27 protein-coding genes are annotated in these 25,166 nt (G+C 30.6%); 13 read left to right on the plus strand and 14 right to left on the minus strand.

All coding sequences use genetic code 11. The annotated features are described in order from the left end of the window. Positions 1 to 3 precede the first annotated feature (3 nt). From ACJJVO_RS15400 to ACJJVO_RS15450, 11 genes are all read right to left on the minus strand, one after another. The gene (locus ACJJVO_RS15400; RefSeq protein WP_405575714.1) at positions 4 to 855 is read right to left on the minus strand and encodes an ATP cone domain-containing protein; all 852 of its coding nucleotides are present in this window, start codon (positions 853 to 855) and stop codon (positions 4 to 6) included. A 138-nt stretch (positions 856 to 993) separates the two neighbouring features. Continuing rightward, entirely contained in the window at positions 994 to 1,401 is a 408-nt protein-coding gene (locus tag ACJJVO_RS15405; RefSeq protein WP_405575716.1) for a hypothetical protein, read from the minus strand. 47 nt (positions 1,402 to 1,448) lie between these two features. Then, positions 1,449 to 2,303: a universal stress protein gene (locus tag ACJJVO_RS15410; protein ID WP_405575718.1), complete on the minus strand. Its 855-nt coding sequence runs from the start codon at positions 2,301 to 2,303 to the stop codon at positions 1,449 to 1,451. 96 nt (positions 2,304 to 2,399) lie between these two features. Continuing rightward, positions 2,400 to 3,239 (minus strand): universal stress protein, encoded by an 840-nt coding sequence (locus tag ACJJVO_RS15415; protein WP_405575720.1) that lies wholly within the window; start codon positions 3,237 to 3,239, stop codon positions 2,400 to 2,402. A 68-nt stretch (positions 3,240 to 3,307) separates the two neighbouring features. After that, complete coding sequence (locus ACJJVO_RS15420) at positions 3,308 to 4,135, minus strand: universal stress protein (RefSeq protein ID WP_405575721.1); 828 nt, start codon at positions 4,133 to 4,135, stop codon at positions 3,308 to 3,310. A 74-nt stretch (positions 4,136 to 4,209) separates the two neighbouring features. After that, entirely contained in the window at positions 4,210 to 5,052 is an 843-nt protein-coding gene (locus tag ACJJVO_RS15425) for a universal stress protein (protein ID WP_405575723.1), read from the minus strand. A 15-nt stretch (positions 5,053 to 5,067) separates the two neighbouring features. Continuing rightward, positions 5,068 to 5,916 (minus strand): universal stress protein, encoded by an 849-nt coding sequence (locus ACJJVO_RS15430; RefSeq protein WP_405575725.1) that lies wholly within the window; start codon positions 5,914 to 5,916, stop codon positions 5,068 to 5,070. A 375-nt stretch (positions 5,917 to 6,291) separates the two neighbouring features. After that, the gene (locus tag ACJJVO_RS15435; RefSeq protein ID WP_405575727.1) at positions 6,292 to 6,678 is read right to left on the minus strand and encodes a hypothetical protein; all 387 of its coding nucleotides are present in this window, start codon (positions 6,676 to 6,678) and stop codon (positions 6,292 to 6,294) included. Positions 6,679 to 6,684: 6 nt separating this feature from the next. Continuing rightward, positions 6,685 to 7,533 carry a universal stress protein gene (locus ACJJVO_RS15440; RefSeq protein WP_405575729.1) on the minus strand — a complete coding sequence of 283 codons (849 nt, stop codon included), beginning with the start codon at positions 7,531 to 7,533 and terminating at the stop codon, positions 6,685 to 6,687. Between the two features lie 87 nt (positions 7,534 to 7,620). After that, on the minus strand, positions 7,621 to 8,664 hold the full coding sequence (locus ACJJVO_RS15445) for a response regulator (protein WP_405575731.1): 1,044 nt from the start codon (positions 8,662 to 8,664) through the stop codon (positions 7,621 to 7,623). Next, complete coding sequence (locus ACJJVO_RS15450) at positions 8,661 to 10,166, minus strand: PAS domain S-box protein (protein ID WP_405575733.1); 1,506 nt, start codon at positions 10,164 to 10,166, stop codon at positions 8,661 to 8,663. Before ACJJVO_RS15450 ends, ACJJVO_RS15445 begins: the two co-directional genes overlap by 4 nt. A gap of 155 nt (positions 10,167 to 10,321) precedes the next feature. On the opposite strand from ACJJVO_RS15450, the gene ACJJVO_RS15455 reads away from it, so the two are divergent. From ACJJVO_RS15455 to ACJJVO_RS15505, 11 genes are all read left to right on the plus strand, one after another. Continuing rightward, positions 10,322 to 10,732, plus strand: coding sequence for a hypothetical protein (locus ACJJVO_RS15455; protein WP_405575734.1), 411 nt, complete (start codon positions 10,322 to 10,324; stop codon positions 10,730 to 10,732). Between the two features lie 102 nt (positions 10,733 to 10,834). Continuing rightward, positions 10,835 to 11,449 carry a WG repeat-containing protein gene (locus tag ACJJVO_RS15460; protein ID WP_405575736.1) on the plus strand — a complete coding sequence of 205 codons (615 nt, stop codon included), beginning with the start codon at positions 10,835 to 10,837 and terminating at the stop codon, positions 11,447 to 11,449. Positions 11,450 to 11,485: 36 nt separating this feature from the next. Continuing rightward, on the plus strand, positions 11,486 to 12,601 hold the full coding sequence (locus tag ACJJVO_RS15465) for an efflux RND transporter periplasmic adaptor subunit (protein WP_405575737.1): 1,116 nt from the start codon (positions 11,486 to 11,488) through the stop codon (positions 12,599 to 12,601). Continuing rightward, positions 12,601 to 13,863: an ABC transporter permease gene (locus ACJJVO_RS15470; RefSeq protein ID WP_405575739.1), complete on the plus strand. Its 1,263-nt coding sequence runs from the start codon at positions 12,601 to 12,603 to the stop codon at positions 13,861 to 13,863. Before ACJJVO_RS15465 ends, ACJJVO_RS15470 begins: the two co-directional genes overlap by 1 nt. 1 nt (position 13,864) lies before the next feature. Continuing rightward, entirely contained in the window at positions 13,865 to 14,539 is a 675-nt protein-coding gene (locus tag ACJJVO_RS15475) for an ABC transporter ATP-binding protein (RefSeq protein ID WP_405575740.1), read from the plus strand. An 84-nt stretch (positions 14,540 to 14,623) separates the two neighbouring features. Beyond that, entirely contained in the window at positions 14,624 to 14,836 is a 213-nt protein-coding gene (locus tag ACJJVO_RS15480; protein ID WP_405575742.1) for a hypothetical protein, read from the plus strand. Continuing rightward, positions 14,836 to 15,720 (plus strand): DnaJ C-terminal domain-containing protein, encoded by an 885-nt coding sequence (locus tag ACJJVO_RS15485; protein ID WP_405575744.1) that lies wholly within the window; start codon positions 14,836 to 14,838, stop codon positions 15,718 to 15,720. Before ACJJVO_RS15480 ends, ACJJVO_RS15485 begins: the two co-directional genes overlap by 1 nt. 1 nt (position 15,721) lies before the next feature. Further along, the gene (locus ACJJVO_RS15490; protein ID WP_405575746.1) at positions 15,722 to 16,018 is read left to right on the plus strand and encodes a chaperone modulator CbpM; all 297 of its coding nucleotides are present in this window, start codon (positions 15,722 to 15,724) and stop codon (positions 16,016 to 16,018) included. A 10-nt stretch (positions 16,019 to 16,028) separates the two neighbouring features. Beyond that, complete coding sequence (locus tag ACJJVO_RS15495) at positions 16,029 to 16,949, plus strand: mechanosensitive ion channel family protein (protein WP_405575748.1); 921 nt, start codon at positions 16,029 to 16,031, stop codon at positions 16,947 to 16,949. 11 nt (positions 16,950 to 16,960) lie between these two features. Next, positions 16,961 to 18,922 carry a heavy metal translocating P-type ATPase gene (locus tag ACJJVO_RS15500; protein ID WP_405575749.1) on the plus strand — a complete coding sequence of 654 codons (1,962 nt, stop codon included), beginning with the start codon at positions 16,961 to 16,963 and terminating at the stop codon, positions 18,920 to 18,922. Positions 18,923 to 19,046: 124 nt separating this feature from the next. Next, positions 19,047 to 19,517 carry a pyridoxamine 5'-phosphate oxidase family protein gene (locus ACJJVO_RS15505; protein ID WP_405575751.1) on the plus strand — a complete coding sequence of 157 codons (471 nt, stop codon included), beginning with the start codon at positions 19,047 to 19,049 and terminating at the stop codon, positions 19,515 to 19,517. Between the two features lie 218 nt (positions 19,518 to 19,735). Here the strand turns inward: ACJJVO_RS15505 and ACJJVO_RS15510 are convergent, their stop codons facing one another. The 3 genes from ACJJVO_RS15510 to ACJJVO_RS15520 are packed head-to-tail and all read right to left on the minus strand — an operon-like array spanning position 19,736 to position 22,274. Next, the gene (locus ACJJVO_RS15510) at positions 19,736 to 20,728 is read right to left on the minus strand and encodes an MlaD family protein (RefSeq protein ID WP_405575753.1); all 993 of its coding nucleotides are present in this window, start codon (positions 20,726 to 20,728) and stop codon (positions 19,736 to 19,738) included. Then, positions 20,725 to 21,495: an ABC transporter ATP-binding protein gene (locus tag ACJJVO_RS15515; RefSeq protein ID WP_405575755.1), complete on the minus strand. Its 771-nt coding sequence runs from the start codon at positions 21,493 to 21,495 to the stop codon at positions 20,725 to 20,727. Before ACJJVO_RS15515 ends, ACJJVO_RS15510 begins: the two co-directional genes overlap by 4 nt. Then, on the minus strand, positions 21,492 to 22,274 hold the full coding sequence (locus ACJJVO_RS15520; RefSeq protein ID WP_405575757.1) for an MlaE family ABC transporter permease: 783 nt from the start codon (positions 22,272 to 22,274) through the stop codon (positions 21,492 to 21,494). The genes ACJJVO_RS15515 and ACJJVO_RS15520 overlap by 4 nt, the downstream gene beginning before the upstream one ends. Positions 22,275 to 22,515: 241 nt before the next feature. Between ACJJVO_RS15520 and ACJJVO_RS15525 the strand changes: the two genes are divergently transcribed. After that, entirely contained in the window at positions 22,516 to 22,725 is a 210-nt protein-coding gene (locus tag ACJJVO_RS15525; RefSeq protein WP_405575758.1) for a hypothetical protein, read from the plus strand. 82 nt (positions 22,726 to 22,807) lie between these two features. Next, positions 22,808 to 25,144, plus strand: coding sequence for a chondroitinase-B domain-containing protein (locus tag ACJJVO_RS15530; protein ID WP_405575760.1), 2,337 nt, complete (start codon positions 22,808 to 22,810; stop codon positions 25,142 to 25,144). Positions 25,145 to 25,166 lie beyond the last annotated feature (22 nt).

Below are 25,166 nucleotides of genomic sequence, written 5' to 3' on the forward strand. Positions count from 1 at the left end.
GATTTATAAGTTTTTATTTGGACATAATTGCGTTATTTCATCCAAAATTTTTTTCTTTCTAACTTCAGAAATACCTAAATGATCTAGATAAAATTTATCGTGTATCAGTTGTCTGCAAAGCACTACGTCTCTACTTAATAAAAATTGTTTTTCTCTATTGGTCAATAAAGTAGATACGGTAATAGGATAGAGGCCTAATCGGTCTATTCTATCTTTTAAACCATCATTATTAGGATAGTCCCAACTCAATAAATAGAGTCCGCAGCATTTGCCGTATTGAATAGCATCTTCTGTAAATCTTGTATTGGTAACTACCCAACCTTCTGTTAATGTTGTATCATTTTTTGGATTAGCATCCCAATGTGTTTTTACATCTTTGTATCTGGAGTTGATGTATAACGGAATTTTCACATTGCAATTAAGTCCTTGTTCATTATGAAATTTACACTCTATTAAACTTGTTTTATTGCCTTTATGTGCAATCACATCGATTTCATGTTTTACACATTTACCTTGCAAAATTTGTCCAACATCGGTTTTGTAACCAGAGTATTTTAGAAGTTCACTTATAAAGCGTTCAAACGGAAAACCAGTAGGGCCTAATTCATAAATGGCTTTTTTTAGTTTGTATTTTGATGCAAAATAACTCTTCTTTTTTTTGAGTAAAGCGAAAGCTCTATTGTAAATTTCTTTGGTAGAAATCCCTTGGTATAATTCATCTCTAACTTTGTCAATAATTTGATCGATGGTCTCTTTATCTGCTCCAGTTTTATGCAATGAAGCACGCAACTTGTCTATTGAAAATTTTACACTTTCACCAGAGGATTTAATGATATTGTAATTTTTAGTTTTCATATGCGATTATTTTAAAAACTATCAAAATATCAATCATTTTGAGCGCTTTATTTAATACCATCTATGGATTTAGATGACCAAAGCAACATTATTTTATTTACAGTAGTTTCAACTTGTAATGGGTAAAATTGTTACAATCTAATTGGACTTAAAGTAGTCTCTAACCCATGCTTTTACTTGATTCTCGGTCATGCTATCAGCTTTTTCTACTCCTTTTATTTTTGTGCTTAAGCTGTTATAGTGCTTATGTAACTCTTTGCTAAACTTCTCATTGGTGTCAGCTGGTCCAAAAAGTACCAAAGCATTGGTGTCATTTATTTGCGACGCGATGTCTTTAAAATAAAGTTTTAATTGCTGTTTTTCGCGCTCTAAATATTTGCTGTCTTGTATAACGTCTTGTGGTCCACCTTTTAATTTTGTGCCAGAACCACCATGAGATTTAAAGTGCTCAATGTTAGATGAAACAGTTTGAAATGTTTCATTTTCATTCTCTATGCTTACGATATAAGCATTATCAATATCCATCCAAATGCTTGTGTTTTTCATTATAAATTTATTTATAACTCTCATAGAAATGAGAATCTAGTTAATACTTAATTTTTGAAATCGTGCATTGCTAATATGGGAACATTTAAGTGAAATGAAATCTCCTTTACCATTGGGTTACTTAATATACTTCCGAAAAAAGCATGTTTTTTATTAATAAAAGCAACCATGTCACTTGATCTGCTTTCTACAAAAATATTAACTGCAGATTGTATAGAATGGTGAGATAAGGTGTGAAAAGAGTAGTTAACACCTTCTAATATTTCTTTGAGTAATTCTTTGTTTTCTTTTTGATCTTTGTCTAATTTTTCTTCTATACTTATATGAAGTATTGCGATATTTGCCTCACTCTTTTTTGCTATTTCAGAGAGGTAAATGAGTTCTCTTCTTTTAAATGGAATTGTATAATTTGTAGGAAAAACAATCTCTTTTGGTAATTCTATTTTTGCGTTATGTGGAACTACTAATACCGGACAGTTTCTTACCTTTTCCATAACGTTAATTGCAGTACTGCCAAAGGCTGTGGCTCTAGAATGGGTTTGTCCTTTAGTACCCATTACTATCATTTCAATGTCTTTTTTGTCTACAAATTGTCTAATGGATTCAATGATATTATTAAATTCGGAAAACACCTCAAAATGATGCTTTGGATTATATGAGTCGCTCATGGTAATCATATCAAAAACCTTAGCTAATCCGTTTTCTGAATTTAGTTTTGCAGTTTCGTAAAGCGCGCTTCCAGGTTCTAAGTTTAAAAGACTTTCTAAAATATTACCTGTAGCTGAGAATACATTTAGGACATAAAAATCGCAATGGTCGTTTTTGTATAATTCCCTAGCATAATTAATCGCTCTAATTGAGTTTTTAGAAAAATCGGTAGGCAATAAAATTTTATGTCTCATGATTAACTCAAATTAATTTGTTGAATTAAATATAGTTACATAACTAAAATTGCCAAATGATGTGCGTCAGCTAAACCAATTGATTTTTAAGATTTTTTAAGGATTATGACAAGGTATTACCATAAATGGTACCACAGGATGAAATCCTATTTTCTTAATAACAGGTTCTTTGGTTATGTTTTCTATAAAGCCGTGTTTGTAGTTTATCATAGTAAGTATATTGATATCAAATTCTTCTATGAAATCTTTAATACATTGTTCTTTTGTTCCAAAATCTGGCATCCAATGTACACTACTTTTGTAATCTTCTAAATATGCTTTTAGCATCGCCAAATTATAATTTTGCTTTTCAGATAATTGATCGTTTTGATTAATATGTACAATTCTTATCTTAGAGTTATATAACTTAGATAATTGCTTGATGTATGCTAATTCTTCGCCATAAAAATGATTAAAATCAGTAGGGAAAGCAATTTCTTTAGGTGCTACAAAATTAAAAGCATCTGGTATTACCAAAATTGGGCAAAGCTTTATTTTATTAATAATGTCTACAGTATTGCTGCCAAAAAGGAATTCTTTAGCACCTGTAGCTCCTTTTGTACCCATTATTATTAGATTAATTTTTTCATTTTTAATGGTTTTTTTAATCGCAGGTAATAATGGATCTGTACTATAAATAATTTCAAATTTGTGATGATCATTAGTGGTCTCGGCCTCTAGTTTAACCTTTAACTCCTCTAATTTCTGTTTTTGTTCTTCTTTTAAATTATCTAAATAAGTTGAGGTTATATAGGTTCTAGACCCAGAACTTGAAAACGTCCAAGAGTGAAGTAAGTAAAAAGTACTGGCTTCATTAGAATATAGCTTTAAGGCATATTGCGCTGCGCTATATGCGTTATCAGAAAAATCCGTAGGTATTAAAATATGATTGTTCATCGTGTTTTATTTTTTCTAAAGAATAAATTTAATGTAATATCTCTAGATTTAAAATGATATATGTCAGCTTAGTCAGGTATTACTAAAAATGGTATGGTTGGCTGAAAGCCTAATTTTTTAATAACAGGCTCTTTAATAAGGTTTTCTATTAAGCTATGTTTATAGTTAATCATTACTAAAATGTTGATATTTAATTCATCAATAAAATCCTTTATAGCTTCATCTTTTTTGCTGTAATCTGGCATCCAATGAAAGCTATAGTCATAATTTTCTAAGGCTACTTTTAAGAGGTCTAGGTTATAGTCTTGCGCTTCAGAAATACTGTCTTCTTTGTTGATGTGAAGTATTCTTATTTTTGAATTATAAAGGTCAGCTAAATCCAATAACGGTTGTAATTCAGCACCATATAGCCTATTAAAATCTGTAGGAAATGCTATTTGTTCTGGTATTACAAAATCAAATTCATCAGGAACAGCCAATACAGGACAGTTTTTTATTTTCTTTATGCTTTTTACTGTATTGCTACCAAAAATAATTTCTTTGGCTCCTGTAGCTCCTTTGGTACCCATAACAACCATGTCTATATTATTTTTTTCTATGATGGTATCCATAGATTGATGCAAATCATTAGAGCTTAATATAATTTCAAAACTATGGTTGGCATTAGCGTTAGAGGTTTCAGCCAATTCTTTTAATTCAGAAAGCTCATTTTTAGCATTTTCTGCCATAACACGAAGCAATTTATTAGACATGTTAGACATGGTTGAAACTTTCATTTTAATTGAATGCAAAAAGTAAAATGTGCAGAGTTCCTCTTCGTATAACTTTAATGCGTAGACCACTGCACTCCATGCATTATCTGAAAAATCTGTCGGTAAAAGAATATTCTTTTTCATGGAAATTGTTTTTAATTAATGAATGCTTAAAATTAAAAATTTAAACTAATCTAGTCAATGATGTGAATCAGTGTTTATATAGCTGGTATTACTAAAAATGGCACTTTTAAATGAAAACCAATTTGGTTAAGAGTTGATCTAAAGAATAGGTTTTCAAAAAATGAATGTTTGTTATTTATCATAGCTAGCAGATTAATCTTTGCTTTTATCTGAAAACGATCAATGGCTTGAGTTACGTTCATACTATCATAATGGTGAAATAAATACGAAGTCCCTTTAAATTGAGATTCTAGTTTTATTTGATTGTTTACTTGAGTAAATGATAAATCCTTTCCTGTAGAAACATGTAAAGCATTAATCCGAGAATTATGATGAGCGGCAATCTGTTTTAATACATCTATTTGAAAAGTATTGTAATCTACTTCGAGATCTGTAGGGAACAATATTTCTTGAGGTTTTTCATATTCAAAATCTGAAGGAATTGCTAAAACCGGGCATTTAATTTCCTTAAATGTATGTACCGTATTAGAGCCAAATAATACTTCTTTAGCTCCTGTAGCACCTTTTGTTCCCATAATAATGAGATATGTTTCGGTTTCCGTTATAAATTCTTTTATGCCAGAAACCAAGGTGTCAAATCGAGATAAGGCTGTAAACTTGTGTTTCGGGTTTTTTTCAAATGTTTTTGAGATTTTTTCAATAATCTCATCCAAGTTTTCTTGAGAGGTGTTTCTAATAGCATCACCTAAGCCAAATTGAGCAGGATAGCCTAATACGTATTCTACATTGTAGATGACTGGAGTATAGGTGTTCAATAAGTGAAATGTACAAGTTTCATCTTTAAAAAGTTGAATTGCATACTTTATAGCATTCCATGAATTATCTGAAAAATCGGTGGGCAGAAGTATATGTTTCATGATTCATTTATTTAGTTAATTTCGTGTTGTATTTTGCATCGCTAAAAGCGGAATTTCTAAGCCTAGGCTTACCTTGTCTATTGTAGATGGAAATAGCATGTCTTCTAAAAACGAATGTTGCGTATTTACCATTGTTATCATATCTATATCTTTTTCTTCAATTTCAGATTTTATAGTTTCAGTAATTTTTTTACTGCTTTTTATACTAAAATTCACTTTGTTAACCAATAGTGCATCTTTAATAAATGCCTGGTTGTCCTCTTGTCTTATAGATAATTTATTGCTTGTAGAAATGTAAATGACATCAATATAACTTCTATAAGATCTTGCTAAAACAGAGAGTAATTTTAACTCTCGTCTCTTATAAGGAATTAGATAATCTGTAGGGAACAAGATGCGTTTTGGTTGTGTGTTTTTGTAATTTGAAGGAATTGCCAAAACAGGGCATTCTACATACTTTAAAACCTGAAACGTTTGACTTCCAAATATAATATTACTGTCATTAGATTTACCTTTTGTACCCATTACAATTAAGTCTATGTTCTGCTTGTTTACGACCTCATTAGCTTCTTCTACAAGTGTATTATATGCAGAAATACTATGGTATGTGTATCTAGGATTGGGTGCTATTTTATTTGCCTTTTTTAATAGGTTGTTTAGATTGGTTTCAGATTCGGTTTTTACTTTTTCTAAAACCTCTTCAAACACCTCACGAGACACTAAATCATCATGGTCGTAAAACTCATTTCTATACGCATGCATAAAATAGAATTGTACTTTTTGATATTTAAAAAATTCTAATGCATAATTAATAGCATTCATTGAATTTTCGGAAAAATCGGTAGGTAGAAGAATAGATAACATAATCATCTGGTTTTAATGTGGATTATAAAGCTAAGTACTTAATCTATTAAAAACTATGATATATATCAGATTGATTGCTATAGAGTTGTAGGAGTAGTATTGCAATCAATTAACAAAAAAGAGACAGCCTAAAAAAACGTAAAATTTGTTAAGTATTTTTTAGCCTTAATTTAAATAACTTATGAAATATGTCTAAATTAAATTTAGACACTAATCAACCAACCAACCAAAGTTCTACAAGTTAAAGAAATTAGCTATAAAAACTTAGACAGATAATCCATTAGACTGTCTCTTTCTGATTAATAGCAAACCATTTTAAAATGGTATTATAATATTAAAACTATTTATTATTTAAAACTATGACATTTGTCAGTTTTAAATTAAAACAATTCCATATGCCATGTTTAGTAAATAAATACCTAGGAAAAATAATAAGGTATAAATCACTTGCACCAGCTTAATATTGGTTAATGCTAAAAATGAAACGGTTTTTTTAGGAAAAGAAAATAGAGCCAATCCTATAAAAAGAGACGTCCAGCCAATTAGTGTGATAATTAGCTTGTAACTAGGTTCCCAAATGTTATGAAATATAATATTAAGTAAGCCGACTACAATAGCTATAAATGCCGTTATAATCAGAAACTTTTGGTCGTATAAGTCATCAAAGACTTGTTTAATTCGTTTGGGATTAACACTCAATATAAAGAAAAAAATAAGTAAATACCAACCCCAAAATTTTGCTAAGAATATTGAATTATCCATAATGTTTTAGTTTTTTTCGTGTAAGACCAAAAATGGAATATTTACATGATAACTAATGTTTTCCACTTTTGAATGAAATAATATTTGTTGAAAATAATGTATGTTTTTTGCGACCATACAAACCATGTTTATAGCTCTACTTTCTATAAAACACTGAACCGCGTCCTCTACTTTTTTATTAGTTAGGTTATGGAAACTGTATGGGTAAGGGTTAAAAAAATCTTCTAGCAATTCTTTGTTTTGCTTTTCGTCTTCATTAAGCTCCATTTTGCGCTTACTAATATGTATAATGCGTAACGACGCTTTAAATCGTTCTATAATTTCTGCTACAGGTTGAAGTACTTGCAAGTTGTGTGATAACGAAAAATCGGTAGGATAGGCAATCTCAGTTGGTACGGTAAATGTAGCATTCTCTGGGATTATTAAAGTGTTACACTTTACTTTAGTAATGACGTCTGCAGCATTAGAACCTAAGATTATTTTCTCTAATCCAGACGCTCCTTTGGTGCCCATTATTATTAAATCTATTTGTTTTTCTTCAATGTTTTTGCGTATGCCATCAATAAAAAAGTTTTCTTCAATGATGGTGTAAAAATGATGGTTAAGTTTGTTTGTAGATAATTCTATAACACGCTTTAAAAGTTTACGTAGTTCTTGTTTTATAGGTTTTACGTCTAATAAATCTATATCACTTTGAATCATTATAAGTGGATCATCATTAAACTCAATAGTACGTATGGGCTTAACGTGTAAAAGATAAAAGTTGCAGTCTTGATTTTCAAAAAAACTAATGGCGTACTTAATAGCATTCCATGAGTTTTCTGAAAAATCAGTAGGTAATAATATATTTTTCATCAAACAATAACATTAGGATAACAAAGCTAAAGTTTAGATGCTGTCTTTAAAATGATATTGGTCACCTTAAGTATATTATTTAATAACTTATTGGATGTGCTTAAGTTTTTCTATGTCTAAAACCCTAATAGTTCTACCATCCGATCCAATTATGCCTTGTTTTTTAAAACTGGCTAAGGTTCTTATTAAAGTTTCTGTTGCAATACCAGCTACGCTTGCCAAGTCACTGCGCGAAATGTTTATAGGATCTTCAGGTTTTCTATTAATTTTTTCAGCAAATTTTAGAATGGTGTCTGCTGTTTTTTTGTTTACAGAACTATAAGCCATTTCTAATAACTGATCTTTTACATATAATAAATCATTAGATAATAATTGAATAAGCTCTATGGCTAATTTAGGATTATCATTTAAAATTTGATTAAATTCATTGGTAGAAATTCCAGATAAACTAGTGGTTTCTATAGCTGTTGCTGTTTCCTTATGTGGCATATTACTTGTAAAAGATGTGTAGCCAAATAAATCATCTTCTTTATATAATCCGGTAACTAATTCTTTACCTTGGTTGTCAATTTGATGGCATTTTACAATACCTTTATTTATAAGATAAACATAATTAGAGTGCTCAGCTTCTTCATAGATTGTGGTATCTTTTTTAGCTGTAAATGATGTGCCGTTATCATCAAAATAGATTTTTAAATCATTTAAGGTTTTAATAAGTTGCCCTGCTGTCTCTTCGGTGTTGTTTTTAGCTTCTTTAAGAATCGCTACTTTAGCTAGGCGACTTTCTATAGCGCTAATCAGTTCATTTTCTGTAAAGGGTTTTGTGATGTAGTCGTCAGCACCTAAATTCATGCCTTTTCTTACATCTCCACGTTCTGTTTTTGCAGACAAAAATATAAACGGAATATGTTTTGTTGCTTGGTGTTGTGATAGTGATTTTAGAGTTTCATATCCATCAAGTTCTGGCATCATTATATCGCAAATTATAATATCAGGAATGTGCTCTTTTGCCATGGAAACACCAATTTTTCCATTGGCTGCAGTTAAGACTTTGTATTCGGAGAGTTCTAAGATTTCAGCAGTGTTTTCTCTTAAAATCATATCGTCTTCTATAAGTAATATATTTGTCATTGTGCAGCTGAGTTTGGAAGTGTTATTGTGAATGTGGTACCTATTTGTTCTTCACTTTCAAAGGTAATGTTACCACCTAAATTTTCTATATGATTTTTTACGATATTTAGACCAATACCTGTACCTTGAATGTTACTAACGTTTTCTGCTCTATAATAACGATCAAAAATATTTATTTGGTCTTTTTTAGGGATACCTAAACCTTCATCTTTAATTTTAATGATTGTGGTTGTTTCATCTTGAGTTACCATAATAGCAATTGTTTTGTGCTCTAGTGAGTACATTATGGCATTGTTTAAAAGGTTTGAGAGTATTAATACTATTGACTTTTCGTCTTGAAAAAGTGAGAAATCATCAATGTTTTCTGGGTATTTAATGGACTGACCTTCTTTTAAAAGCATATTGGCATTATAAATAACCTCATCAATCACCTTAGAGAGTTTAAAATGCGTAAAATTATAATTGAGTTTACCAGATTCCAAGCGTTCTAAAGACAGAAAGTCATTAAGTATAGAGTTGAGATATTGTACTTTGTCTGCAATAGTTTTAATATGCTTATCGCGTTTATCTTGTTGTTCTGTTAATTTATACTTTTCAAGTAACATTGTAGAGGTTAAAATACCACTTAGAGGTGTTTTAAATTCGTGCGACACTAAAGATAAAAACTTGGTTTTTAGTTCGTTGAGTTCTTGTTCTTTAGCGAGTGCATTTTTTAACTCTATGGTGCGTTTCTCTACAGTGCTTTCTAGTTTTTCGGTGTAATTTTTTCTTTCTGTAATATCTAAAATTACAGCTACAAAAACTTTTTTGTTACCGAGTAAAGACAATTGCAAGTGTATTTCTACAGGGTAAGTTGTACCATCTTTACGTTGGTGAAGTGTTTCAAAAATTAGTTTCTCTTCAAGTCCTTCAACCAGTGGTTTAACTTTTTCTACAAATTGTGCTTTGTTGTAGTGTGGTTTAATGTCTAGAGGTGTCAGTGATTTTAACTCGGTTAAATCATAACCAATGTTTTGTTGTGCACCACGATTTACGTTGACGAAATTATAGGTTTCACAATCAAAAATATAAATCTCATTTAAAGATTCGTTAAAGATATTAGCCCAATGCGACAGCTCTTGTTCTGCTTTTTTACGTTCTGTAATATCTTTTACTAAGGCAAGAACATAAGTGTTTCCATAAATAGTTAGAGGATTTAATCCGACCTCTACCGGAAACGTTACACCACATTTTTTAAGGCCATACAAATCACGACCTACTGCCATTTGTCGTTTAGTAGTGTTTTTTACATAACCTTTAAAATGACCTTCATGAGTTCCATGATAATCTTTTGGAATTAAAATTTCGAGTGTTTGTCCTTCTAACTCACCGTGTTCATAGCCAAAAATGGTATCAGTAGAAGAATTGGTAGCGATAATGGTTTGACTTTTATCAACCAATATGACGCCTTCAGCTAAGGCCTCAGCTAACGTATTAAAGATATCTTGGTTCTGTTGAAACATGTAAAAAAGGTTGGTTTTAAAAGAAGTTAAAGATAATTAAACTTTTCTAAATTTTGACACCTTATAATTTGGGTTTAATTATGTTATGAAACTGATTTATATCATCGGCTTAATGGCCTAATAACTATAAATTTATATTAAAATATATCTGTATTTTGAATTTAGATGCCCAAACTACATATCGATTTTTTCAAAATTTAGGCAAATTGTTTTTTGCTTTTGCTTCTGTAGATAATAATGTAAAAGAAGAAGAGGTAAAGGCAGTAACGCATTTGGTAAAAAGGTATTGGTTAAGTGAAGATGTTATAAATACCATATCAAAAGGTGATGCTGAAGATGCTATTCTAAAAACTTTTGATTGGTTGTGTAAAGATAATGACTACAACTCAGAAGCTTGTTATGATAGTTTTATCAGCTTTAAAAGACAAAACGAATCATTTTTTACAGACCCTATAAATTCACTTATTTTGAAAACGGTTGGTGAAATTACGGCTAGTTTTTCTGGACAAAACAAATCTGAACTTATTCTATTAGCTAAACTGAGTCTAGAATTGAAAAAAGGATAAATATAGCGTTTATATATCCTGTTTTTTGCGTCTGATTTAGATCATTTTATATGAATGATCAGAACACTAGCTTCGTTTATTAATTATTAAAATTTATATATCATGAAAAAGACAGTCGTTTTAGTATTGATTTTAATTGTGTTACCAATTATTGGAATAGCACAAAGTATAGAAAATATTGATTTTATTTCACCTCTTCACAATGAAGTTTCAGCGATTAAAAAGGATGGAAAATGGGCTTTTGTTAACCAAAAAGGAGATTTAATTATTGATTTTAGAACAGATTTGGTAGCAGAGGAAAACGAAGACGGTACTTATCCCGTTTTTTACAATGACAGATGTAAAATTGTTGAAGTCAAAGCGGGAATCTCATATTTTGGATTTATAAACAAATCTGGAGAAACCGTAATAGATCCGCAATTTTTAAATACTACAAATTTTAAAGAAGGTATAGCCATTGCCCTAAAAGTAAATAAACAGGTAATAGGCGAAAATACAGCTTTAGATAAAGAAATGGTTAATCATAGATACTTTGAAGTGCTTATAAATACAGAAGGAAAAGATATTTACTATCTTAATCAAGATGGTGTTAATGTTGTTTTAGATAAAGATTTTTTAATAGGTGTTCCTAATATTATGTCTAAATATATTGCGGAAAATCTTTATGCTGTTAAACAAAAAGATAACACTTGGACACTTGTAAAAGTAAAAATATAAGCTTGAAGAATTAATAGACTTTAAAAGTGAATTTAAATGGTATTTTTAAAAATTGCGGTTACCACATTTGATTTAAAATTTTGGTATTGTTTATGCGTTGGATTGATAATATTTTCTTGTTCTCATAATGAAGATAAAATATTACCAACAGAGCGTTCGCTAACGGAATCTGTATATGCTTCTGCAACGGTACAACCAGATAGTTTGTATCAAGTTTATGCTATAGTTTCAGGACTTATTGATGCTAATTTAGTTGAGGAATGTGATTTGGTTGCCAAGAATGACCATTTGTTTCAAATTATTAATAATACACCAAAACTTAATACTCAAAATGCAAAATTGGCATTAAACTTAGCTCAGAATAATTATAAAGGTAATGCTACAGTTTTAAGTAGCATAGAAAGCGAGATTTATGCGGCAAAATTGAAGTTTAAAAATGATTCTATAAATTATTTTAGACAAAAAAGACTTTGGGACCAAAACATAGGTTCTAAGGCGCAATATGATACTCAAAAATTAAATTATGAGTTAGCTTCTAATCAATTAGAGGTACTTCAAAATAAATTAGATAGAACAAAAAATGAACTTAAAACTACCGTTCAACAAGCGCAAAATTATTACCAAACGACTGCAATTACAACAAAAGATTTTACAATAAATAGTAAGATTAATGGTAAAGTCTATGCTGTTTTTAAAGAGCCAGGAGAGGTGGTGTCTAGTATGGAGCCTTTAGCTACTATAGGTAGTGAAAATCATTTTATTATTGAGCTGTTAGTTGATGAGGTAGATATTGTAAAAATTAAAAAATCTCAAGAAGTATTAATTAATTTAGATGCTTATAATGACAAAGTTTTTAAAGCAAAAGTTTCTAAAATTTATCCTAAAAAAGACGAGCGTAATCAGACCTTTTTGGTAGAAGCACTTTTTAATAAACCACCAGAAATATTGTATCCTGGTTTATCTGGTGAAGCCAACATTGTTATTTCTAAAAAAGCCAATGTGTTAACAATTCCAATAGCTTATTTAACTAGTGATAATAAAGTAAAAACAGATGATGGGCTCGTATTTGTAAAAACAGGATTACAAAATATGGACTATGTAGAAATCTTATCTGGTATTAGCAAAGAGACTTACATCTATAAACCAGAATAATGGCAAACTGGACCGTTATATTAAATATAGCAAAAACACATTTGCTCACTAAATTAAAGTCAACTTCAATTGCTGCTTTAGGTGTAACTTTTGGTATTGGGTCTTACATTACTTTGGTAAGTTTTATGACAGGTTTAAACACTATGTTAGATGACCTTATGTTAAATCAAACACCTCATATTCATGTTTATAATGAGATAGAACCATCAAAAGAGCAACCCATTTCGCTTTACGATAAGTTTAGTAAAGGTTTCAATATTGTGCATTCTATTAAACCAAAAATGAGTCAAAAGAAGATTCATAATGCCTTACCAATTATAACTTATTTAGAAAGTGATGAAAACGTACGAGGCGCACTTCCAAGAATTGAAACACAAATTTTTTATCTGGCAGGTTCTATAGAGTTGGGAGGAAGTCTTACAGGTATTAACCCAATTGATGAGGCGAAGCTTTTTAATATGAGTGATTATATTGTTGAGGGTTCTGCAGAAGCATTACAAAATACTGATAATAGTATTCTTTTGGGCATTGGTATTGCAAAGAAAATGGCTTTAAAAATTGGTGATCGTGTACAAATAAGCCCAATAAGTGGAGGTGTATTTCCGTTGAAAATTGTGGGTTTTTATCAAAGTGGTATTTCAGATTTAGATGCTATGCAAAGTTTTTCAACCATAAAAACAGTACAGCGTATATTGGGTGAAGCTAATAATTATATTACCGATATTAATGTAAAGTTGTACGATATAGAAGAAGCTGTGCCATTGTCTAAAAAGATTGAGCAGCAATTTAACCTTAAAGCCGTTGATATTAAGACCGCTAATGCTCAGTTCGATACTGGTACATCTGTGAGAAACTTAATTACTTATGCGGTTTCCGTAGCACTTTTAATAGTGGCAGGTTTTGGAATTTATAACATATTGAATATGCTTATTTATGAAAAAATGAATGATATCGCCATATTAAAAGCTATTGGCTTTTCAGGTACAGATGTTCAGCTCATTTTTATGAGTCAAGCCATGATTATTGGTTTTGTTGGTGGTGTTTTAGGCTTAATAGTTGGTTATGGGTTGGCGAGTTTAATTTCCACAATTCCTTTTGAAACAGAAGCGTTGCCAACCGTTGAAACCTATCCTATAAATATAGATCCTATGTTTTTTGTTATTGGTTTTACGTTTGCTATCGTTTCAACATTTTTAGCAGGCTATTTGCCCTCTAAGAAAGCAAAAAAAATAGATCCAGTTAAAATTATAAGAGGGCAATAAGATGAGTAACGTATTAGAAGCAAAACATATTAATAAATATTTTAAAAAACCTGTGTTATTTCATGTCTTGAAGGATATCAATTTTGAAATTAAAAAAGGTGAATTTACTTCGATTATGGGAAAATCGGGTTGTGGAAAATCGACTTTACTTTATATTCTTTCTACAATGGATACCGATTATGAAGGTGAGTTGTATTTAAATAACCAACTTATTACAGATAAGGATGCTAATCATTTATCACGTCTACGGAATGAGAACATTGGTTTTGTATTTCAATTTCATTATTTATTGGCAGAATTTACAGTATTAGAAAACGTAATGCTTCCTGCTAAGAAATTAGCTAAAAAAACGATTGAAGAAATAGAACAAGATGCTTTAGATAAATTAAAAATTCTAAACATAGAGCATTTGGCACATAAGCGAGCGTCTCAAGTTTCTGGTGGTGAAAAACAACGTGTTGCTATCGCTAGAGCATTAATAAATAATCCATCTATAATTATGGGAGATGAGCCTACAGGGAATTTAGATAGCCATAATGCAGAGAATGTGTTTAATATTTTTAAGAAATTAAGTGTAGAGGAAGGCCTGTCTTTACTCATTGTAACACACGATGAGGATTTTGCTAATAAAACGGATAGAATTATACAAATGGAAGATGGTAGAATTATAACTTAAGCTTTTAGTAATGATGATATTAATCATTTTAAGTGATTCTATTTATAGCTAACTTTAGTAATTAATAATATTAATACTGACGTTATGAAAACACTTCAAGATATAGAAAATCAAATTATAAGGCTTACCACAAGTATAGAAGTAAATTATCCAGAACTTTATGAAACGTTAGACGAGAATCCGGTTACAATTCCTTCAAAAGTTCATCCAGATATAAATATTAAGATAATGGAAGATTATCTAGAAAGTCTTAAACAAATTTTAAAGCAATACACTAAAACTCACAATAAACAATAATGGCATTTATAGATTATTATAAAGTATTAGGTATCTCAAAAACGGCTTCTGCAAACGATATAAAAAAAGCATATCGAAAGTTGGCGCGTAAATACCATCCAGACCTTAACCCAAATGATAAGGAAGCTGAGCAAAAGTTTAAACAGGCTAATGAAGCTAACGAGGTATTGAGTGATCCAGAAAATCGTAAAAAATACGATGAATATGGTGAGCATTGGCAACACGCTGAAGAGTATGAAAAAGCAAAACAGCAAGAGCAATATCAGCGCAGTACAAGCAATCAATATGGTGGTTATTCAGAGGAGGATTATTCAGATTTCTTCGGGTCTATGTTTGGAGGGCAATCATCGCAATCTCGTGGTCAGCACGTAAAGTTTAAAGGCCAAGATTTTAATGCAAAATTAGAGTTAAACCTTAAAGATGTTTACACGTCGCATAAACGTACATTAACTGTTAATAATAAGAATATCCGAATTACAATTCCGGCAGGAATAGAGAATGGTCAGGTGATTAAAATTAAAGGCCATGGTGGTAAAGGTGTTAATAATGGTCCAAATGGTGACTTGTATATTGAGTTTTCAATACGGAATAATACGGCTTTTAAAAGAGATGGAGATAACCTCTATGTTTCTGTAGATTTAGATTTGTACAAAGCACTTTTAGGAGGAGAAATAACTGTAGATACTTTTGATGGTAAAGTGAAATTAACGGTTAAACCAGTAACTCAAAACGGAACAAAAGTTAAACTTAAGGGTAAAGGGTTTCCTAAGTATAAAAAAGAGGGACAGTTTGGAGATTTATATGTGACTTATAATCTAAAAACACCAATAAAACTTACAGAAAAAGAAAAAGAACTCTTTACAGAATTATCAAAATTAAGATAACATGGAAACGACAGAACTTATATCAATCACTCAATTTTGTACAAATTATAATGTTCCAGTGAGTTTTATTAATGCATTGCAAGAGTATGAATTGATTGAAATAACAATTTCAGAAAGTGATAATTATTTACAAACAAATCAGCTTAATGATGTTGAAAAAATGATGCGTCTACATTATGATTTAGATATTAATTTTGAAGGTATCGATGCAATTTATAATTTATTAAAACAGGTTGAAAGTCTTCAATCTGAAATTACAACACTCAGAAATAAATTGAACTTTTACGAAAAGCTATAAAGCCATTAAAATGACAGAAATAGAGCTATTAAAGGAATGGGTTAGTGCTAATCCTTTAGCAATGAGTGTTATTAAGTTTGTAATAGTGCTGTTGGTTGTTTTATTTGCAATTCAATTAATAAGACGTTATTTAAAAAAGAAGATAGCTAACACTGTAATTCGGTATAAAGCTCAAAAAGGAATAGAGATTCTAGGTTACACTTTGTTAGTGATTTTGGCAATCATTTATTTTTCTGGCTCAATAAAAGATTTCACCATTATTATAGGGCTCTTTACTGCCGGAATGGCTTTTACGCTACAAGAACTAATTTTAAGTATTGCAGGTTCAATTTATATATTTTTAGTGAAAGTTTATCAGCCTGGTGATCGTATTGAAATTAACGGAATTAAAGGTGATGTTATAGATGTTGATAGTATTTATACAACCATGATGGAAATAGGAGAATGGGTAAGTAGCGATAATTATACAGGTAGAATTGTTAAGCTGAGTAATGCGTTTGTTTTTAAAGGGCCTATTTATAATTACTCACAAGATTTTCCTTTTATCTGGGACGAGTTTAATTTACCAATTCGGTATGGGTCTGATATCGATTTAGCCAAATCAATTATTATAAAAATAGCTTCAGAAACGCTTTCAGAATATACTGCTAATTCAAAACACGACTGGGAAAAGGTAGTTAACAAGTATTATATTGAAGATGCAGAAATAGACCCAACTTTAGCCATTTCACTTACAGATAATTGGATTCAGTTTAATCTTAGATATATAGTCGATTTTAAAAAGCGACGCTATATAAAGCATCTTTTAAATGATAAAATAAGAGTAGAAATTGAAAACACGAATGGTAAAATAATTTTAGCATCTGCTACCGTAGAACTTATTAAAATTCCGGATTTAAATGTTAACGTAGATAATAAGAACAAGATTTAGAAAGTGAAATAATGGAAAAAGTAGATATTCATGAACACAAAGGTATTTTTGGAAATAAAACAGAACTCTATTTTGCAATACTTTGTGGTGTTTTTCTCGTCGCTACTTTTTTAATCGAAAAATTGAGTCCATTGCCCAATTGGGTTTCGTTAATAGGTTATTGTGTGTCTTATTTTTTTGGTGGTTATTTTATTACTATCGAAGCTTCTAAGAAAATTGTTAAAGGTGGTTTTGATATCGATTTTTTAATGATTGCTGCGGCTGTAGGTGCTGCATATATTGGTAGTTGGGCAGAAGGCTCATTATTGCTTTTTCTATTTAGTTTAGGGCATGCATTAGAGCATTTCGCTATGAATAAAGCCAAAAAATCGATTGAAGCTCTAAATGATTTATCGCCCAAAACTGCTTTAGTTAAAAAAGAAGGTAAATTAAAAGAAATAGCTATAGATGAATTAAAAATAGGAGATGTTATTGTTGTAAAACCAAATACAAAAATTGCTGCAGATGGTGCAATAATTAGTGGTAGCAGCAGTATTAACCAAGCACCAATAACAGGAGAAAGTATACCTGTAGATAAAACCTTTATTACAAGCACTATTAATTTACCTGAGTTTACACAAATTGATAAAAAACATATCGTATTTACTGGGACAATTAATGGTGATAGTAATCTTGAAGTTTTAGTATTAAAACTGAGTAAAGATTCTTCAGTATCTCGTTTGATAAAAATGGTGAGTGAAGTAGAAACTCAAAAATCCCCAACACAACGTTTAACTAAAAAGTTCGAAAAATGGTATGTGCCAATAGTCATCATAGTTGTTTTTTTATTATGCTTCGCTTATTTGGTAATTGATGAAAGTTTTAATAATAGCCTTTATAGAGCCATAACCGTTTTGGTTGCTGCAAGTCCATGTGCTTTGGCTATTTCTACACCAAGTGCAGTGTTAAGTGGTATTGCAAGAGCTGCACAAAAAGGCGTACTTATAAAAGGCGGAAAAGCTTTAGAAGACTTAGGCGAAATAACCACTATGGCTTTTGATAAAACAGGGACATTAACAGAAGGTAAACCTAAACTGACTAATGTAATCCCAATCAATAACTGCGATGAAAAAGAATTGATAAGGATAGTATTAGAAGTCGAAAGTTTAAGTAATCATCCATTAGCTAAAGCTATAGCCAAAGACATTGAAGCAAAATATAAGGTTGAAGCTCAAAATAAAGCAGTCAATGTAAATGCTATACAAGGCAAAGGAATACAAGCACAATACAATGGAGATGCTGTTTTTATTGGTAATGTAAAACTGATGGAAGACAAAGGGATTAAGGTAGATATAACAATCACTAATAAAATGAAAGGTCTTCTAGATGTTGGCCAAACCGTAATGATTGTAGCTTACAGAAATGAAATTATTGGTTTAGTCAGTGTTATGGATTTACCAAGAGAGACAGCGGCAAAAACCTTACATCAGTTAAAGGATATTGGTATAAAACATATGGTAATGCTTACAGGCGATCATCAAAATGTAGGAGATGCTATTGCCAAACAAATTGGTTTAACAGAAGCTAAAGGAAATTTGTTGCCAGAAGATAAAGTCACTGAAGTTAAAAAATTAATTAATAGTTACGGTAAAATAGCCATGGTTGGTGATGGTGTTAATGATGCACCTGCAATGGCATTAAGTACAGTAAGTATTGCAATGGGAGCAGCAGGAAGTGATGTCGCATTAGAAACTGCAGATGTTGCATTAATGTCTGATAAAATTGAAAATTTACCATACCTCATAGGTCTGAGTAGGCAATCTAAAAGGATTATAAAACAGAACATTTTTATCAGTTTGGGTGTTGTGGCTGTGTTAGTACCAGTGACTATTTTAGGACTTACTAATATTGGTTTAGCAGTTGCTTTTCATGAAGGATCAACTATAGTTGTGGTTTTAAATGCATTGAGATTATTGCAGTATGATTTAAAATGAAATTTTCGTTAATAGCTTGGTCTTCAAAATATATTATGAAATTTTTAATATAGTCAACTGATTTAAATCATAATTTTTTTCATCAATGATGACTAACTTGGTACAAACGTAAAATATTAGCGCCATGTTTAGAGTATTAAATGAAAAGGAATCAATTGCACTTCTTATGTTAAATTATATTGGTAATATATCATATATTTATAGAGAGAAGCCTTTTGTGGTGCCAATTACATATTTCTTCGATTTTGCAAATAATGTAATCATAGGTTATTCTGCAGAAGGTCATAAAATTAATGCGATGCGAAAAAATAATCATGTGTCACTTATTGTTTCTGATGTAGAATCTATAAACGATTGGAAATCGGTATTAGCACATGGAACGTTTCAAGAATTATCTGGTAGTGCTGCTAAAGCAAAATTACATCAATTCTCACTTGGTGTTAAAGATTTAATTATTAACAAAGAGCATAGGAAATTAGATTATTTAAGCGAATTTTCAAGTAAAATTGATAAGAATAAAATGCCTGTTGTTTTTCAAATTAATGTAAATGAGATAACAGGTAGAATGAGAATGCATCATACTACAGAAGATTAAACACAACCTTATTAAAGAAGAAAATATAACGTCGCGTGTTGACGTGCGTCATTGTACGTAAAATCTTATTATTGTAAATTAATAGTACAAATAACGTGCTATTATGAAAATCCAAATAAAATTTATTATTGCTGTTTTAATTCTTATCGTAAGTACTATTTTACTCTTGTAAAAACGAGTTTACGGAATAAGTTAAATTAGTTGTAGAGCTACTTTTTTTATTCTTTGGTATTATCTGCTGCTTTTTTTTCTTGTCGTTCTAGTTTTTTAAAATAGCCTCTAGTTAGAAAATTATGTTTTAAAGCTTCCATATTTTGGTTGAATTTATCTGATCCTTCATTAATATGTTCTAAGGTAGATTTTAAACTATTTACCATCGAGGTATCTTTAACAATATAGTTATAAGTGCCTTCGCTAGTTTCAAAATTAGTTACAATGGTATTAATGTTTCTAACTACGCTGTCTATTTGTGTGCTCGAAGTTTCAAGGTGACTAATGATGTTTTTTAATTTACTGCCAGAAATGGTATCGTTTAATAACATGCCTAAAACAGACGTATCGTTGGTCTTTAATTCTTTTAGTATTTCATTAATTTCTCCAACAGAATTTGAAGCGCCATAACTTACATTTTTAAGATTTGTAATTGTTAGTTTTAAGTCCTTTGCCATAATAGTATCGTTGAGTAATACGCCTATGGTACCTTTTCCCTTGGTAATGTTTTTGGTTATTTTTAGAAGATCAGTAGTTAAAATTGCAGCATTTTCTGAACTGGTGTTTAATGTGTTCAAAATATCATCAGTCCCTATTTTACTATAAGATGAAATATGATCACCATTGCTAATAGCTTCCATAGTGCCTTTACCAGGTACAATATTAACTATCATATTGCCTACCAATCCGTCAGAGCCTATGGTTGCAATAGCATCTTTTTTAATATGTGAAATTATTTTTTCATCAATGCTCATATCTATTTTAATGGTAGAATCATTAACCATTGTAATACCTTTTACTGTACCAATATTAATACCCGCAAAACGAACGTTGTTGCCTTTTTGTAATCCATTCACATTCTGAAAAAAAGCGCTTACAGTAAACGTTTTCTTGAACATATCTTGGCGCTGGCCAATGAAGTAAACTGCAGCAATAAAAAGCAAAGTGCCAATAATGATAAAGAGGCCTAGGTTGAACTTTTGTGAATCTGTTTGTTTCATGTTGTTTTATTTTTAAAGAAAGCTTTTATTTTAGGATCTTTTTGTTTGGATAGTTCTGCAAATGTACCAACCACATAATCCTTACCATCTATGAGCAATACCATTCGATCAGAAATGACACGAGCACAATCAACATCATGAGTAATGATAAGAGAAGAGGTGCCGTATTTTTTTTGAATGGTTTGCATAAGTAAAATAATTTCTTTCGCAGTAATAGGGTCTAAGCCGCTTGTAGGTTCGTCATAGAGCATTATTTTTGGTTTTAAGATCAATGTTCTGGCAATAGCAATACGTTTTTTCATTCCGCCAGACAATTCAGATGGCATTAAGTCAATAGCGTCTCTTAAGCCAACACTATCTAAAGCTTCAATAACTAATGATTCTGTGTCAGTGGTATGGTCAAATCTTTTGGTATGTCGTCTAAGCGGAAATTCTAAATTTTCTCTTACCGTCATAGAATCGTACAAGGCGCTACCTTGAAATAGAAACCCAATATCAGCACGTAACGTATCTAATGCAGTTTGGTTTAGTTTTGTAATATCATTTTGCATTACTGATATAGAACCACTATCTGCTTCCATAAGACCAACTAAGCACTTAATCATTACAGATTTTCCTGAACCCGATTTACCCATAATTACTAAATTCTCACCTTGATAGAGTTTTAAGTTAAAACCGTTGAGCACATGGTTATTTCCAAAGCTCTTATAAAGATCTTTGATTTCTAGTACAACGTTCTGTTTGTTAATGTCCTTGTTACTTGTCATAATTCAAAAAATATGTCGGTTACAAAAACGGCGATGAAATCTATTATAAATAACAATAAAGATGAAACAACAACCGCTGAGTTGGCTGCTTTACCTACGCCTGCAGTTCCTTTTTTACAGTAATAGCCTTTATAGCAACCTACTAATCCAATAGCTAAACCAAAAAAGACAGATTTAATAGTTGCTGGTAAAATATCCCCAAATTCTAAGGCATCAAAAACTTGATTAAAATAAAGCGTAAAAGAGACATTTCCTTTACTGTTTTCAATTAAATAGGACCCAAATAATGCAATAGCATCACTAATTATAACTAACAAAGGAAGCATTAAGGTTACTGCTAAAACACGGGTTACCACTAAAAAATTAAAGGGATTTGTGCCAGAAACTTCCATAGCATCAATTTGTTCAGTAACACGCATAGATCCTATCTCTGCACCAATACCAGAGCCAATTCTACCAGCACATACTAAAGCTGTAATAATTGGACCAATTTCTCGCACAATGGATATGCTTACCATAGATGGCATCCAGCTTACTGCACCAAATTCTAATAGAGTTGGTCTTGTTTGTATGGTTAAAACCAAACCAATAATAAAGCCTGTGATTCCTACTAAAAAAAGTGATCTATTGCCCATGTAGTAGCATTGGCGTATCAGTTCTTTTAATTCATACGGAGGCTTAAATGCTATTTTAAAAAATCGAGCAGTAAAATAAGAAAGTTCCCCAATTTCAATAAAAAAGGATTTTAACGAAGATTTTATATAGGTTAAAACTGACATTTTTAATTGTTAGTGTACTCAAAAGTAGAAGTTTAAAGAGCCATTTAAAATGATAAGCATCATTTTGTCTACACTAAAATGGTGTTGACCTAGAAAAAATGTTTTTAACAATACTATAGTCTTACTTTATTATATTTGTTTGTATAATTAACTCAATTGTATGCAGAATTATCGTATTTCCTTTTTGTAATTTGAAAAATTACGCTATTTTTGGTTAACCAATCTGGTTAACCAATTAATAATGAAGCAGGTAATTAAATTGAAATCTATCTTTTTATTCTTAATTAAGCTTAACATGGGTTGTTTTGGTTTTGACGCGTTTCAATTCAGAATTACTTCATCATATTTAAGATTAGAATTACAATTTAATGATAATGTGTCTTTAGTTTATCAAGATGTTAGTATAGATAAATGGCCTCATGAAAATTATTTTAAAGTGGAAACTATTTAGGCTCAGTAGCAGATGAAGCTTTTGCTAAAGTGAATTATTACGAACTCTAAGTGACCCACTAAAATTATAAAAGAATACTAAAATGAAAAATTGTTTATTAGCTATCAGTTTATTAGTCATGTTTTTTTCTTGTAATGAGAATTCAAAAACAAAAACGGAATCCAGTGCATTAATTTCTAATGTACAAGATTTAAATGAGGCCATTAAAAACGCACAACCAGGTGATGATATTGTGCTTAAAAATGGTACTTATAAAGATGTTGAAATTAAATTTAGAGGAAAAGGAACAAAAGATAGTCCCATTACCTTAAAAGCTGAAACTGCTGGTAAAGTTATTATTGAAGGCAAATCTTATTTGAAATTTGGTGGTGAATATTTAGTGGTTGATGGCTTACATTTTAAAAACGGATTTTCACCTTCTAGTGCAGTTGTAGACTTTAAAATAAGCCATAAGGATACACTAGACGAAATAGCATATTATTGTAAGTTAACCAATAGTGTTATAGAAGATTTTAATAAACCAAAACGAGACAATAGCGATTTATGGGTTCAATTTTGGGGAAGACATAATGAATTAAGCAACTGTTATATCGCAGGTAAAACAAACAGAGGTCCAACAGTAAGAGTAAGTATAGAAGGCATTGAAAGTATTAATAATTACCACCAAATTGTAAATAATCATTTTGGCCCAAGACCTGTAAAAGGTGGACCAAGTGGAGAGACTATTCAGTTAGGAAACAGTTACACGTCAATGTCACCAAGTCATACTTTTGTAGCTAATAATTTATTTGAAGAATGTAATGGTGAAGTTGAGGTAATTTCGAGTAAAACAAACTTTAACGAATTTAGAAACAACGTATTCTATAAGAGTGAAGGCTCTTTAGTAACACGTCACGGAAATTATTGTACCATAGATGGTAACTATTTTATTGGTGATGGTGTTAACAAAAATGTTGGTGGCATCAGAATTATTAATACAGGTCATTGGGTTACTAATAACTATTTCTACAATTTAATAGGAACTAGTTTTAGAAGTCCATTAGCAGTTATGAATGGTATTCCAAAATCACCATTAAATCGCTACAACCAAGTCACAGATGTGGTTGTTGCTTATAACACATACGTAAACTGTAGTTCGCCATGGCAATTTGGTGTAGGTACAAACATTGCGCAAGCAGATGTACTACCAAAATCCGAAATTCGTTCTGCAAGAGCGATTAGAACAACGGTTGCTAATAATGTTATTTATAATAAAAAAGGTTTAGAAAGTATTGTTGTTGAAAATGATAAAGCAGATGGTGTAACCTTTAAGAACAATATCGTAGATAATCAAGGTATGAATTTTAAAGACTTTGATGGCGGAATTATATCGGCATCATTAGAGTTGAAAAAAGTGTCTGATAACATTTTTATTCCAATAGGAATTCCTAATGATGTTGAAGCTTACAATGGATTCGATTTTAATACCATCGAAAAAGATTTATTTGGTAATTCTAGAAAAGACAGTAAAAGTATTGGTGCAGTTGTAGGAGTAGATGTTGCTAACCCTAATATTTTGGATAAATCTAAATATGGTACATCTTGGTATTCAAACATAGTGGAAGCTAAAGAACCAACAACACATGCGGTAACTAAAGCAGAAGACTTACAAACTAAAATAAACGAAGCTGTAAATGGAGATATTATCGCTATAGCCGAAGGTGTTTATAATCTAAGTAAATCTCTAGTAATTAATAAAACTGTTACTATTCAATCGGAAGGAAATGCAAAAGCACAACTTGTTTTTTCTGGTGAACCAAACACACCATTGTTTTCATTAGAATCTAAAGGCAAGCTAACAGTTAACAATATAATTTTAAAAGGAAATGCTTCAAATTATGCCTTTGCAAGTTTAAAAGAAAACATGGCGAATCATTTTGGTTTAACCGTTTCTAATACTGAAATCAGTGATTTTAATTATGTGTTAAAAGTGTATAAAGAATCATTTTCAGAGCGGATTACTTTTAAAAACACATCGATTGCAAACTGTGAAAATGGTATAGAATTATCTGAAGAAACAAATGACAAAGGAGATTATAACACAGAATATTTAACGATAAACAACTGTAACTTTACTAACGTAAAACAAAATGTTATTGATTATTACAGAGGTGGTTATGATGAGTCTACAATTGGTGGAAATCTTTTAGTAACCAATAGTACATTTACTAATTGTGGAGCAAAAGAGCAGAACAAACGACTATTAAATCATAATGGAATTGTAAATGTAAACATTAGTAAAAACACATTTAAAAATAATCCAGTACAATTTGTATCTATTCTTTGGGGTGCAAAAAATAATGTAGAATCAGAAAATACAATAGTTAATTCAGGACAAATTAAGACGGAAGAAAATTTAGTTATGAAACTAATGTACTAATCCAAACGCAATAAATTAATCA

Origin of the sequence: Winogradskyella sp. Asnod2-B02-A, assembly GCF_045063645.1 — a bacterium.
In the GTDB taxonomy this organism is placed as follows: Bacteria; Bacteroidota; Bacteroidia; order Flavobacteriales; family Flavobacteriaceae; genus Winogradskyella.

Excerpts from the sequence above, each read along its gene's own strand:
- ACJJVO_RS15480 (WP_405575742.1), top strand. The coding sequence starts at position 14,624 with ATGAAAACACTTCAAGATATAGAAAATCAAATTATAAGGCTTACCACA.
- ACJJVO_RS15440 (WP_405575729.1), bottom strand. The coding sequence starts at position 7,533 with ATGAAAAATATATTATTACCTACTGATTTTTCAGAAAACTCATGGAAT.
- ACJJVO_RS15525 (WP_405575758.1), top strand. The coding sequence starts at position 22,516 with ATGAAGCAGGTAATTAAATTGAAATCTATCTTTTTATTCTTAATTAAG.
- ACJJVO_RS15430 (WP_405575725.1), bottom strand. The coding sequence starts at position 5,916 with ATGTTATCTATTCTTCTACCTACCGATTTTTCCGAAAATTCAATGAAT.
- ACJJVO_RS15465 (WP_405575737.1), top strand. The coding sequence starts at position 11,486 with ATGGTATTTTTAAAAATTGCGGTTACCACATTTGATTTAAAATTTTGG.
- ACJJVO_RS15420 (WP_405575721.1), bottom strand. The coding sequence starts at position 4,135 with ATGAAAAAGAATATTCTTTTACCGACAGATTTTTCAGATAATGCATGG.
- ACJJVO_RS15425 (WP_405575723.1), bottom strand. The coding sequence starts at position 5,052 with ATGAAACATATACTTCTGCCCACCGATTTTTCAGATAATTCATGGAAT.
- ACJJVO_RS15400 (WP_405575714.1), bottom strand. The coding sequence starts at position 855 with ATGAAAACTAAAAATTACAATATCATTAAATCCTCTGGTGAAAGTGTA.
- ACJJVO_RS15405 (WP_405575716.1), bottom strand. The coding sequence starts at position 1,401 with ATGAAAAACACAAGCATTTGGATGGATATTGATAATGCTTATATCGTA.
- ACJJVO_RS15475 (WP_405575740.1), top strand. The coding sequence starts at position 13,865 with ATGAGTAACGTATTAGAAGCAAAACATATTAATAAATATTTTAAAAAA.
- ACJJVO_RS15530 (WP_405575760.1), top strand. The coding sequence starts at position 22,808 with ATGAAAAATTGTTTATTAGCTATCAGTTTATTAGTCATGTTTTTTTCT.
- ACJJVO_RS15510 (WP_405575753.1), bottom strand. The coding sequence starts at position 20,728 with ATGAAACAAACAGATTCACAAAAGTTCAACCTAGGCCTCTTTATCATT.
- ACJJVO_RS15490 (WP_405575746.1), top strand. The coding sequence starts at position 15,722 with ATGGAAACGACAGAACTTATATCAATCACTCAATTTTGTACAAATTAT.
- ACJJVO_RS15500 (WP_405575749.1), top strand. The coding sequence starts at position 16,961 with ATGGAAAAAGTAGATATTCATGAACACAAAGGTATTTTTGGAAATAAA.
- ACJJVO_RS15505 (WP_405575751.1), top strand. The coding sequence starts at position 19,047 with ATGTTTAGAGTATTAAATGAAAAGGAATCAATTGCACTTCTTATGTTA.
- ACJJVO_RS15520 (WP_405575757.1), bottom strand. The coding sequence starts at position 22,274 with ATGTCAGTTTTAACCTATATAAAATCTTCGTTAAAATCCTTTTTTATT.
- ACJJVO_RS15485 (WP_405575744.1), top strand. The coding sequence starts at position 14,836 with ATGGCATTTATAGATTATTATAAAGTATTAGGTATCTCAAAAACGGCT.
- ACJJVO_RS15450 (WP_405575733.1), bottom strand. The coding sequence starts at position 10,166 with ATGTTTCAACAGAACCAAGATATCTTTAATACGTTAGCTGAGGCCTTA.
- ACJJVO_RS15435 (WP_405575727.1), bottom strand. The coding sequence starts at position 6,678 with ATGGATAATTCAATATTCTTAGCAAAATTTTGGGGTTGGTATTTACTT.
- ACJJVO_RS15460 (WP_405575736.1), top strand. The coding sequence starts at position 10,835 with ATGAAAAAGACAGTCGTTTTAGTATTGATTTTAATTGTGTTACCAATT.
- ACJJVO_RS15470 (WP_405575739.1), top strand. The coding sequence starts at position 12,601 with ATGGCAAACTGGACCGTTATATTAAATATAGCAAAAACACATTTGCTC.
- ACJJVO_RS15495 (WP_405575748.1), top strand. The coding sequence starts at position 16,029 with ATGACAGAAATAGAGCTATTAAAGGAATGGGTTAGTGCTAATCCTTTA.
- ACJJVO_RS15410 (WP_405575718.1), bottom strand. The coding sequence starts at position 2,303 with ATGAGACATAAAATTTTATTGCCTACCGATTTTTCTAAAAACTCAATT.
- ACJJVO_RS15445 (WP_405575731.1), bottom strand. The coding sequence starts at position 8,664 with ATGACAAATATATTACTTATAGAAGACGATATGATTTTAAGAGAAAAC.
- ACJJVO_RS15415 (WP_405575720.1), bottom strand. The coding sequence starts at position 3,239 with ATGAACAATCATATTTTAATACCTACGGATTTTTCTGATAACGCATAT.
- ACJJVO_RS15515 (WP_405575755.1), bottom strand. The coding sequence starts at position 21,495 with ATGACAAGTAACAAGGACATTAACAAACAGAACGTTGTACTAGAAATC.